Origin of the sequence: Martelella endophytica (assembly GCF_000960975.1) — a bacterium.
Classification (GTDB): Bacteria; Pseudomonadota; Alphaproteobacteria; order Rhizobiales; family Rhizobiaceae; genus Martelella; species Martelella endophytica.
The window spans coordinates 3,366,470-3,377,440 of sequence record NZ_CP010803.1 but is presented as its reverse complement, the minus strand read 5'-3'; the positions used below and the strand labels follow the sequence as shown (position 1 = coordinate 3,377,440).

General features: G+C 61.7%; 10 protein-coding genes. 4 read left to right on the top strand and 6 right to left on the bottom strand.

The features are described from left to right. Positions 1–13: 13 nt before the first annotated feature. Complete coding sequence (locus tag TM49_RS15450; protein ID WP_045682578.1) at positions 14–667, bottom strand: ThuA domain-containing protein; 654 nt, start codon at positions 665–667, stop codon at positions 14–16. 22 nt (positions 668–689) lie between these two features. Beyond that, entirely contained in the window at positions 690–2,333 is a 1,644-nt protein-coding gene (locus TM49_RS15445) for an acyltransferase (RefSeq protein WP_045682576.1), read from the bottom strand. A gap of 24 nt (positions 2,334–2,357) precedes the next feature. Here TM49_RS15445 and TM49_RS23675 point away from each other — a divergent pair, with 24 nt between their 5' ends. The 4 genes from TM49_RS23675 (at position 2,358) to TM49_RS15430 (ending at position 4,943) form a co-directional block, all read left to right on the top strand. Next, positions 2,358–2,588, top strand: coding sequence for a hypothetical protein (locus TM49_RS23675; protein WP_158498648.1), 231 nt, complete (start codon positions 2,358–2,360; stop codon positions 2,586–2,588). A 139-nt stretch (positions 2,589–2,727) separates the two neighbouring features. Then, entirely contained in the window at positions 2,728–3,192 is a 465-nt protein-coding gene (rplM, locus tag TM49_RS15440) for a 50S ribosomal protein L13 (RefSeq protein ID WP_045682575.1), read from the top strand. Continuing rightward, positions 3,192–3,668, top strand: a complete 477-nt coding sequence (gene rpsI, locus TM49_RS15435; protein WP_045682574.1) for a 30S ribosomal protein S9 — start codon at positions 3,192–3,194, stop codon at positions 3,666–3,668. Before rplM ends, rpsI begins: the two co-directional genes overlap by 1 nt. Positions 3,669–4,172: 504 nt before the next feature. Further along, entirely contained in the window at positions 4,173–4,943 is a 771-nt protein-coding gene (locus tag TM49_RS15430) for an SDR family oxidoreductase (protein WP_045682573.1), read from the top strand. Positions 4,944–5,019: 76 nt separating this feature from the next. Here the strand turns inward: TM49_RS15430 and TM49_RS15425 are convergent, their stop codons facing one another. The 4 genes from TM49_RS15425 to TM49_RS23945 form a co-directional block, all read right to left on the bottom strand. Next, positions 5,020–7,932: a valine--tRNA ligase gene (locus TM49_RS15425; RefSeq protein WP_045682571.1), complete on the bottom strand. Its 2,913-nt coding sequence runs from the start codon at positions 7,930–7,932 to the stop codon at positions 5,020–5,022. 175 nt (positions 7,933–8,107) lie between these two features. Beyond that, positions 8,108–8,707, bottom strand: a complete 600-nt coding sequence (locus tag TM49_RS15420; RefSeq protein WP_045682570.1) for a PopZ family protein — start codon at positions 8,705–8,707, stop codon at positions 8,108–8,110. A gap of 144 nt (positions 8,708–8,851) precedes the next feature. After that, complete coding sequence (locus TM49_RS15415; protein WP_045685323.1) at positions 8,852–9,523, bottom strand: protein-L-isoaspartate O-methyltransferase family protein; 672 nt, start codon at positions 9,521–9,523, stop codon at positions 8,852–8,854. Positions 9,524–9,711: 188 nt separating this feature from the next. Next, positions 9,712–10,539 carry a hypothetical protein gene (locus TM49_RS23945; protein WP_052699872.1) on the bottom strand — a complete coding sequence of 276 codons (828 nt, stop codon included), beginning with the start codon at positions 10,537–10,539 and terminating at the stop codon, positions 9,712–9,714. Between the last annotated feature and the right edge of the window lie 432 nt (positions 10,540–10,971).

Below are 10,971 nucleotides of genomic sequence, written 5' to 3'. Positions count from 1 at the left end.
GACGGCCAAGGCTTCAGGCGTCGCGCGCCGCCCATAACAGGCCGCGGGTCAGGATCGTGCGCACTTCGGGCAGGTCGAGCTCATCTGCCGTGTGACCGAGCGAGGAATAGAACACCCGCCCCGCCCCATGCGTGGTCGTGAACACGACCGGCATGACGACATCCTTGCGCCACGGATCATGGGCGCCCGAAAACCTGGTCGTCGCCAACACGTCGACCGCCGGATCGTAGTTCAGATAATATTGCTCGGAGGTATGCGTGAAGCTTTCGATGCCGGCCATGATCGGATGGTCCGGCCGGGCAATGTCGACGCGGTAGGTGATGATGTTTCCAGGATGCGCCACCCAGTAGCAACTGGCGGCATAACGAAACGGCACGCTTGCGCGGAAGCTTGTCGCAAGCCCCATATGGTAGCCGGCAAGGCCGGTTCCGCAGCGCACGGCGGCGATCAACCGCTCCATCCGGTCCGACGCCAGTTCGCCGCCGGTGATGACCGGAACGATCAGCGCATTCTCGCCGACATCTTCGGCGCCGAGCGCATCATAGTCATCCGTTACGGTAACATCGAAACCGTGCTCAACGAGAATAGAGCGCACCGTCTCCGCGCCGCGCTCCGGCGTATGCAGTTCCATGCCGCCATAGACGACGAGCGCTTTCCGTTGCTGCATCGTGCTGCCTCCCCGGCGTCGCTCAAAGGCCGAGCCCGACCGCTTCCGTCCGGTGCACGCCCCTCGGAACGAAGGCGAATTCGTGGTCGCATTTCAGCAGCTTCGCCGCCAGATGGATGACCGAAAGCCACATCTCCGTTCCCTGCAGACCGGGCTCCTGGCCATCGGCAAAGGCGAACCCCCTGCCCTCAACCCAGCGCTCCGGCGCACGGTTGATGATCGCGCGGGCAATCGCCTCGGCCTCGGCGCGGCGGTGATCGGTCTGGCGCTGGCAGATCAGCAGCGGGTGGATGGTATCGAGCAGGTTGCAGGCGGTGTAGGTGGCGCCGGCGAAGCCATCATAGTTGCGGACATTCGCCAGCACCGAATTGATCGCAGCCTCGGCATGGGGCACGGGCAGGCCGAACTGGGCATAGGTGCCGCGGGTGAGCCGATAGAAGCCGTTGACCGGCTGCAGCAGGCCCTCCGCTGCCGTCGCATGGCCCCAAAGACCGGTCGAGCGATCGGCGTTGAGCGCAAGCCAGCCTAACAGCGTTTCACGGGTCCGGTCGGTTTCGAAATAGCGCGCGTTGAAATAGAGCGCCGTGCCGATGGCATCGACAGCCGCGCCGGCGCCCCAGGCATTGGTTTGCCATGGCAGGCTCTCCAGCCAGCCGCAAAGTGCCGGCGCATCGAGCTCGACCGCGGAAATCCGGTGTGCCGGCCGGCTTCCGAGCACTTCCAGCGCATAGCCGACAGCCAGAACGTTATAGAGCGCCAATCCGTCATCGCGCTGCGGCTTGTCCGGCGCGGGCGGCTGGGCGGGATCGGGAAACAGCCCGGTTTCCGGATCCTGAACAGCCTGAAGGCACGCAACCGCGGGCTCGAGATCAAGCCCTTCGGGTCGCGCGCCGAAGCCGCCGGCGATCTCGATCGCATCGCAGAGATGGCGGATGCTGGCACGTGCCTCGCCATCGGCCTCGCGGGAAACGTAGTCGCCGTCGCGGCGGTTTGCGGCGAGCACGTCCCGCCACTCTGCCCCGGCGCGTTCGCCAAGCGCCCTAAGGCTCGCCTCGACGCCCGCTTCAGGCTTGGCCCGGCTTGCGCCGCGCCTGCGGATCGGCTTTGCCGGAACGCCGCCGGCAATCATATAGGGCGGGATATCCCGCGTGACGGTGGCACCGGCGGCGATCACCGCCCCTCGGCCGATCGTCACGCCATCGAGAATGACGACATTCGCGCCGATCCAGACATCATCCTCGATGACGATGCCCCGGCTCTCGTGCGGCTGGCGCGAGATCAGGATATCGGGATCTTCATAGCCGTGGTTGAAACCCATGATCGATGTATGCGAGGCGATGCGCACATGCGAGCCGATGCTGATCTTGCCGGCAAGATGCGCATAGGAATTGACGCTGCAATTCTCCCCGATCTCGACATCGCCGCGCACGATCGCATAGGCCGCGATATAGCTGTCGGAACCGATGCGGAAGCGCTCGGTATAGATCGCCGCATGGTCGGCGATATAGGCGCTGGGATCGATCTCGGCGCCGGCCTCGCGGGCAAGACGGGCGCAGCGGGCGCGATGCGCCGGCGCATCGATATCCTCCTGGGTCCGCTCCCAGGTGACAAACTGCAATCGGTCCGCGCGCCGCGCAATCTCGTCGTCCTTGATGGTCACATTCATCCCACTCACTCCCAAAGGCATGGCTTGCATCGCACATTCCCTCAGCCGCCGCAAACGGTTCGCTGTTCTCATCTGCCGGGACAATGCGCTGAAGGTGTGGCGCAGCGGAAACCGGTGAAAAACCTGTCAAAAGGCGGTGTTTTTCCGTTCTCCGCAGCAATAAAACCCGACAAATATGTGGTAACAAATTACCGTATTTTTATACCATTGATTTTAAACGACTATTTTGAACAACGGCACGTTTTTGGCGCTTGACCTAATCTGAGCCTGTCTCTATACAACCGCGAGCATTTCCGGTCCTGCCGGGCGTGCCCCATGTTTGGCATCCTTGCCAAGCAAAGCAACAAGAAAAGTCCGGCCTTCGGGTCGGAATGAAACCGAGAGTATCTGAACAATGGTTACCTTCTCCCAGAAGCCCGCAGAGGTGGAAAAGAAGTGGATCGTGATCGACGCCGAAGGTCTCGTCCTCGGCCGTCTCGCCTCCCTCGTTGCCATGCGTCTGCGCGGCAAGCACAAAGCCACCTACACCCCGCATGTTGACGACGGTGACAATGTTGTCGTCATCAATGCCGAAAAAGTTGCCATGACCGGCAAGAAGTACACCGACAAGATGTACTACTGGCACACCGGTTACCCCGGCGGCATCAAGGAGCGCACTGCGCGCCAGATCATCGAGGGCCGTTTCCCGGAACGCGTCATCGAGAAGGCTGTCGAGCGCATGATCCCGCGCGGCCCGCTTGGCCGCCGCCAGATGAAGAACCTGCGCGTCTATGCAGGCACCAACCACCCCCATGAAGCCCAGCAGCCCGAAGTTCTCGACGTTGCCAAGCTCAACAAGAAGAATGTGAGGAGCGCATAATGGCTGAGCTTTCCGATCTCAAGGCCCTCGGCGACGCTGCCACCACCGAAACCGTTGCTGCCCCCGTGCATGAGCGCAAGGTCGACGATCTCGGCCGCGCCTACGCCACCGGCAAGCGCAAGGACGCCGTCGCCCGCGTATGGGTGAAGGCTGGCACCGGCAAGATCACCGTCAACGGCAAGGACTTCACCGAGTACTTCGGTCGTCCGGTTCTGCAGATGATCCTGCAGCAGCCGATCGTGCTGACCGCCCGTGACGGCCAGTTCGACATCGTCGCAACGGTTACCGGCGGCGGCCTTTCCGGCCAGGCCGGTGCTGTTCGCCACGGCATCTCCAAGGCGCTGACCTATTATGAACCGGCCCTGCGCTCGGTCCTGAAGAAGGCTGGCTTCCTGACCCGCGACAGCCGCGTTGTGGAACGCAAGAAGTACGGCCGCGCGAAGGCTCGCCGTTCGTTCCAGTTCTCCAAGCGTTAATGGCACGACGGGCCCTGCCCGCCACGCTATCGCAGAACACAAAAAAGGCGGAGCCTCGCGGCCCCGCCTTTTATTTTTGCCTGACGGTTCAAGCGAGCGTCCTTGTTGGGAGACCTTGCTGCAGCCGCGCGGCTCAGCTTGACATCTGGAGCAACCTGAGGGCTGAATTGCTTTCAACACCCGGAAACAGCATCAGCGGCGTTTTACGCAGCAGTTCTGATCTGGATCCCTGTTCAGGCTTTCCTCTGGTACAACTTCATTGCCCTTATCCTGTCCGGCGACGTGCTACTCAGGCAATATCTTCGCATCGAGACGTCGCTGAACCGCCTCGCAGGCGGCATCATGATCGTGCTCTCGCTTCACATCATCAATCAGGCCCGCAAAGCCTGAAGTGCGGAGCGCCATTCAGCGCCACTTGCCCATCGCTCCTGAAAATCGCACACTTCAGCGGCGCCCTGTCAGGCGCGATCAATCCCGCATCCAAACACCACCGGAGATGACAATATGACCAGTCTCGACCGATTCCTGCTGACCGACCGCGTGGCGATAGTGACCGGCGCGGGTCGAGGGCTTGGGTTCGAGATTGCCAGGGGCTTTTGCGACGCTGGCGCTCATGTGGTGATCACCGGCAGGAACAGCGAAACGCTGGCGCAAGCCTGTGCCGAACTGAAAGCCAATGGCGGCAGCGCCGACTATACGGCCTTCGACATTGCCGACCGGAAAGCCAGTGCTGACGCGCTGAAGGATATTCTCGCGACGCATGGCGGGATCGACATTCTCGTCAATAACGTCGGAGCGCGGGACCGCCGCAGCCTCGACGCCTTTACCGATGATGAAATCGCGACCTTCATGGAGACCGATCTGCTCGCAGCCATTTCTCTTTCGCGCGATGTCGCACGTTCCATGAAGGCCAGCGGCTATGGTCGCCTGATCTTCCTGACCTCTATCCTCGGCACAGTTGCACTGCCCGGTGACAATCTCTACCCCGTCGCCAAAATGGGGCTGACCGGTCTGACGCGGGCTCTTGCCGTCGAGTACGGACCCTATGGCATTACCAGCAACGCCATCGCGCCCGGCATGTTCGCCACAGAGACCAATGCGCACTTGGCAACCGACGCGCAAATGCTGGAGTTCACCAAGATGCGTGTCCCTCTACAGCGCTGGGGCAGACCCGAGGAAATTGCCGGAGCTGCGCTGTTCCTGGCAAGCGAGGCAGGCTCCTTCGTCAACGGCCAGACCCTGACCGTCGACGGTGGTCACTCGATACGGATGTAAGCGCGCGAGGCCCTAAACAAAAAAAAGGGCGGCGCCTCGCACAAAGGCACCGCCCTTTTCTGTAATCGGCTAGAAATCAGCCGGCCTCGGCCACCCGCGTCAAGGCGACGGCGAGTTGCTGGCGCTGGTGCTTCAGTTCCTCGAAGCGCTCGCGCTCGGTCTCGACCACTTCCGGATCGGCATTGGCGATGAACTTCTCGTTTTCGAGCTTCTTCTGGCTGCGCTCTATATCCTTGTCGACCTTGCCGATCGCCTTCTCCAGACGAGCGGTTTCGGCTGCGACGTCGATGAGGTTGCCGAGCGGGATGCAGGCCGTTGCCTCTCCGAGGATCACCTGAGCCGAGCCCTTGGGCGCAAGCTTCTCGAAATCGAGCGAGTCGACGCGGGCGAGCTTTTCGATCGCTGGATAGTGGCGGGCGCTGCGCTCACGCGTTTCGGCATTGGCGCCAACGAAGACCAGCGGTGCCTTGGCCGACGGCGGCACATTCATCTCGGCGCGGGCCGAACGGATGCCGGTCACGAGCTCGACCAGCCAGTTGATCTCGTCCGCCGCCTTGTCGTCGCGGAACGCCGGAACATGCCAGTCGGCATGGCAGCAAAGCCCCTCGCAGCCGATCTGCGACCAGAGCTCCTCGGTCATGAACGGCATGAAGGGATGGAGAAGCTTGCAGGTTTCGGCCAGAACATAGGCAACGCAGGCCTGGGCTTCCGCCTTCGCCTTCTCGTCGTCGCCCATGAAGACCGGCTTCAGGAGTTCCAGATACCAGTCGCAGAGTTCGTGCCAGACAAACCGATAGAGCGCATCGGCCGCCTCGTTGAAGCGATAGCTTTCGATGGCCCGCGTGACGTCCTCGGCGGCCTTCGAAAGCTCTGTCAGGATCCAGCGGTTGATCGTCTGCGTCGCACCCGACGGACGGAAATCCGGATCGAGCTTCATGCCGTTCATCTCGGCAAAGCGGGTCGCATTCCAGAGCTTGGTGCCAAAGTTGCGGTAGCCGGCGATGCGACTTTCGTCGAGCTTCACGTCACGACCCTGCGCCGCCATGATCGCAAGCGTGAAACGCAGCGCGTCGGCGCCATATTCGTCGATCAGGTCGAGCGGGTTGATGACGTTGCCCTTCGACTTCGACATCTTCTGCCCGTTCTTGTCGCGCACCAGCGCGTGGACATAGACAGTGTGGAACGGCTCGACCGGCGTTCCGTCCTCATCCTTCATCACATAAAGCGCATCCATCATCATCCGGGCGACCCAGAAGAAGATGATGTCGAAGCCGGTGACGAGAACGCTCGTCGGATAATAGCGCGCGAGTTCCGGGGTCTGTTCCGGCCAGCCGAGCGTCGAGAACGGCCACAGGCCGGAGGAGAACCAGGTGTCGAGAACATCCTCGTCGCGGGTCAGGATATTGCCCGGTTCGAAGTTCTCGAGCTGCTCCTCGACCCAGGCCTTCCAAGGGCCCTCATGCGAGATGTAGTGCTGGATAGCGGCGTCGAGCGCCTCTTCCTCTGTCTTTTCAACGAAGACCTGGCCGTCCGGGCCATACCAGGCCGGAATCTGATGGCCCCACCAGAGCTGGCGTGAAATGCACCACGGCTCGATGTTTTCCATCCAGTCGAAATAGGTCTTTTCCCAGTTCTTCGGCACGAACTTGGTGCGGCCTTCCTTGACCGAGGCGATGGCCGGCTCGGCAAGCGTCTTGGCGTCGGCAAACCACTGGTCGGTCAGCATTGGCTCGATGACGACATTGGAGCGGTCGCCGAAGGGCTGCATGATCTTCTTGTTCTCGACGAAGGGGACGTCGTTGCCCTCCCCGTCCTTCACCGTGACGGCGAGGCCTTCGGCGTTGATCGCTTCGATGATCCGCTTGCGGGCGGCCATACGGTCGAGACCGCGATACTCGTCGGGAACAAGGTTGATGTCGTCGACCTCCGCCTCGCTCGGCAGCTCACCGGACTTCGCGATCTTCATCGCCTGTTCGGCGCAGAAGGCATAGGGCTCGCCGTCTTCGCGCATCGCCGCCTTGGTGTCCATCAGACGATAGAGCGGGATATGGTTGCGGCGGGCGACCTGATAGTCGTTGAAATCATGCGCGCCGGTGATCTTGACCGCACCGGAGCCGAAGTCCTTGTCCGGATACTCATCGGTGATGATCGGGATCAGGCGACGGTGTTCCTTGGGGCCGACCGGGATTTCACAGAACTTGCCGACGATCGGCGCGTAACGCTCATCCGTCGGGTGGACGGCGACGGCGCCATCGCCCAGCATGGTCTCCGGACGGGTGGTCGCGATCGAGATGTAGTTGCGCTCCTCTTCGAGGATGACGTTGCCGTCCTCGTCCTTCTCGACATAGGTGTAGGTCTCGCCGCCGGCCAGCGGATATTTGAAATGCCACATATGGCCGTCGACTTCACGGTTTTCGACTTCGAGATCGGAAATCGCGGTCTCAAACGCCGGGTCCCAGTTGACCAGCCGCTTGCCGCGATAGATCAGGCCGTGCTTGTAGAGCGAAACGAAGACCTCGCGGACGGCCTCGGAAAGGCCCTCGTCCATGGTGAAGCGCTCGCGCGACCAGTCGCAGGAGGCGCCAAGGCGCTTCAGCTGATTGAGGATCTGTCCGCCGGACTCTTCCTTCCATTCCCAGACCTTGTCGATGAAGGCCTCACGGCCCATCTCGCGGCGCCCCGGAAGCTGGCGCTCCATCAGCTGACGCTCGACGACCATCTGGGTGGCGATACCGGCATGGTCCATGCCGGGCTGCCAAAGCGTGTCCTTGCCGCGCATGCGCTCGAAGCGGATCATGATGTCCTGGAGCGTGTTGTTGAGCGCGTGGCCCATGTGCAGCGAGCCGGTCACGTTTGGCGGCGGGATCACGATGCTGAAAGACTCCGCTCCCGGCCGCGCATTTGCGCCAGCGCGGAAGGCATCGGCCTTTTCCCAGCGCTCAGCGATTTTGGGTTCAACGCTTCGGGCATCATAGGTCTTGTCGAGCATGTCTGTGCCAATTCCTGACTGGAACAAAGGTTCATTGCGGGGCTTGTTACCGCTGTTTCTTCCACGAAACTGCGGCCCCTTGACGGCCTGACGTTGTTAAGCGCTTGGCTTCCGGCCTGTCAATAAAAAAGCCGCCCTCCATGGGGCGGCCCGAAAGGTGAAAATCCCCCGATTTTCAGCGCTTGCGCATTCTTTCGATTTCCTTCGCCACCATCGTTTCGACGATGGACGGCATGTGCTCCTCAAGCCATTCCCGCAGCAACGGACGCAGCTCTTCCGCGACGATTTCCTCCATGCTGCGCGCGCCCTCCTGTTCCAGCGCCGCGGAGAGCTCACGAAGGGCATCGCCGATACGCCGTTCGGTATCCGAAGAAAGAAGGGCGTCATCGTCGGCGGACGGAACTTCCTCGGCTTCCGGCTCGGAGGCGGAGGCCGCGCGCACCTGGGCGGCGACTTCGCTGAGCGAGCCCGGATAGACCGCCTGCGACGTCTCGCGCATCTCCGGCTGATCGGCAACCGCAGGCTCCTCGGCCTCAGGCGCTGCAGGCATATCCACTTCGCCGGAATAGGTCCGCGAGACCACAACGGGATCACGATTTGCAGGCGTCTGCCACTCGTCAGCTTCCGCTTCGGGAAGCTCGGCGGCGGGTTCTTCATAACGCGAACCGCGCGTCCCGCGTTCGGCTCCCTGCTCTTCACCGCTGTCGATAATCCGGCGGATCGAAGCGAGGATCTCCTCCATGGTGGGTTCCTGCTGCATCTTCGGCTGCGCCATTCCTGACCTTCCTGCGCCTTGCGGCGCGCGACTCAAACACACTTGGAAAGAATAGGCTAAACCAAGCCTTCACCCGAGGGAATCCCCCGCATTTTCAGCGCTGTACACAGCTTTCTGAACAGCAGGCGACCATCACATTCGGCTCTAGAAGACGAATTCCTTCGGGCGGACGAACCCCGGAAGAGGCTTGACGGCGGCGTTGAAGAAGGCGGTATCGGAGAAAATGTCGTCCTCGCGACGGAAGACCTTTGCCCGGGCGGCGTGGCCGAAACCTTCGACGCAGACAAGTCGCCCACCTTCGCGAAGCTGCTCCAGAATGGCCTCGGGTACATATTCGACGGCGCCGTTGATGAAGATGACGTCGTAAGGCGCCTCGGAGGGACAGCCCTCCTCCAGCGGTCCCGTGACCACGGCGGCATTGTCATAACCGAGTTCGAGGAAATTCTGGCTTGCTGCTTCGGCGAGGTCCGCGTCGCTTTCGACAGCGACCACCGAGCCGGCAAGCAGCGACAGAATCGCCGACGCATAGCCCTCGCCCGCGCCGACCACCAGGACCACGTCTTCCTTGTCGACATCCATCAGCTGCACCAGCTTCGCGAGCGGCGACGGTTCCATCATGTAGCGGGCCGGGCTTTCGGGCGTTGCGGCCTTCACCGGGATGTCTTCGTCGATATAGGCAAGCGCCTTCATTTCAGGCGGAAGAAAGGCTTCGCGCGGAACAGAAAGGAATGCAGAAATCACGGGGTGCGATGTGACATCCGTGGTGCGTATCTGGTTTTCCACCATCTTGATACGCGCCGTTTCGAAATTCATCATGGCCATCAACCTCTAGAAAGCTCTTGCTGCGCCGCATGCCGGATGAACCGGCTTTGCCTTTTCATAAATGCGCCGAACTTCCAAGGCAAGGCGGGAGTGGACATCTCGGAGATTTTGAGACGCCTCAATGCGACAAACCAAAAAGGCGCGCCCTGCGGCACGCCTCTTCGGTTTCCTGATTTTCCGGATCAACGATAGCGGTTGACCAGCTGGCAGAGCCGCTGCAGTCCCGAATCGTAGGAACCGGGCGACTGCATCACGCGACCGCACTGCTGACGGACGACCTGCTTCTCGCCGCTCGACAGATTATCGAAGGCAAGGACCAGACGACCGTCGTTGCGGTTCGGAGGCATCTGGCCATCGCCACCGCCGTTCGAGCCACCGCCGCCAACAGCACCACCGCCGTTCCCGCCGCCGCCCATGCCGCCGCCGTTATCGCCACCGCCAATGCCGCCGCCGCCGTTTCCGCCGCCACCGCCATTGCCGCCGCCGCCGTTTCCGCCGCCGATGCCAACATCAACATCCGCATCGATACCGCTGCCGCCGCCAATACCAAGGCCAACGTCGGCACTAAGGCCACTGTCGCTGCCGGTGTTTGCCGAGACATCCGCGCTGACACCCTGACCACCGCCGACATCGGCAGAGGCATTGGCGTTCACGCCGCTCGAACCACCCACGCTCGCACTGGCATCGGCATCAACGGCCTGGCCGCCGCCGACGCTTGCATTCGCATCGGCGTTGACGCCGTTCGAACCGCCTACCGAAGCATCAACATCGGCGCCGACTGCCTGGCCGCCACCGACGTCGGCGCCCACGTCGGCATTCACACCGTTGCTGCCGCCAACACTGGCGCCAACATCGGCTCCCAGGCCGCCGCCTTCATTCTGACCGACATTGACGCTGGCACTAATGCCGTTTTCGCCACCGATATTGACGTCAAGCGCCCGCGCCGGGGTCGAAGCAACGAACATCACCGAGCCGCCCAAAAGAACGCCGGCGAGAAGTTTGGATTTCATGGAACGCGTAATCATTATGTCCTCCGTTCGACCGCCTCCGAGGCCGGCCCCTGTTTTGTTGTCTCGCTTGCGACCAGAAAAATTGATCGGGTCGCGTGTACAACAACGAAGGAAAAATGCCGGCGGTTCCTTTTTTTTCAGAGGCTTGCGTGATAGAGCACGATGACAGCGCGATCATATTCCAAAACCGAAATATGTAAAAAGTCCACACTTATTTGTTTAGATGCAACCTTTTAATCGCGCTCGGCAGGCGTCGTAGCCGCGCCCGCGAGATCCAGACTTCCGCCGCCAATGCACCGGATATTGACGATTGTTAAGATTGAGGCACATGCTCCGATGCGAGCACGCGCTTCGCTGAAGCCCAAAAGGGAAATGCAGCAAATTCCGGGCAACTGCCCATGACACCCGACAATGGCTCGAACCGCCACCGCG

Excerpts from the sequence above, each read along its gene's own strand:
- TM49_RS15420 (WP_045682570.1), bottom strand. The coding sequence starts at position 8,707 with ATGGCGCAGCCGAAGATGCAGCAGGAACCCACCATGGAGGAGATCCTC.
- rpsI (WP_045682574.1), top strand. The coding sequence starts at position 3,192 with ATGGCTGAGCTTTCCGATCTCAAGGCCCTCGGCGACGCTGCCACCACC.
- TM49_RS15450 (WP_045682578.1), bottom strand. The coding sequence starts at position 667 with ATGCAGCAACGGAAAGCGCTCGTCGTCTATGGCGGCATGGAACTGCAT.
- TM49_RS15430 (WP_045682573.1), top strand. The coding sequence starts at position 4,173 with ATGACCAGTCTCGACCGATTCCTGCTGACCGACCGCGTGGCGATAGTG.
- TM49_RS15425 (WP_045682571.1), bottom strand. The coding sequence starts at position 7,932 with ATGCTCGACAAGACCTATGATGCCCGAAGCGTTGAACCCAAAATCGCT.
- rplM (WP_045682575.1), top strand. The coding sequence starts at position 2,728 with ATGGTTACCTTCTCCCAGAAGCCCGCAGAGGTGGAAAAGAAGTGGATC.
- TM49_RS23945 (WP_052699872.1), bottom strand. The coding sequence starts at position 10,539 with ATGAAATCCAAACTTCTCGCCGGCGTTCTTTTGGGCGGCTCGGTGATG.
- TM49_RS15445 (WP_045682576.1), bottom strand. The coding sequence starts at position 2,333 with ATGAATGTGACCATCAAGGACGACGAGATTGCGCGGCGCGCGGACCGA.
- TM49_RS15415 (WP_045685323.1), bottom strand. The coding sequence starts at position 9,523 with ATGATGAATTTCGAAACGGCGCGTATCAAGATGGTGGAAAACCAGATA.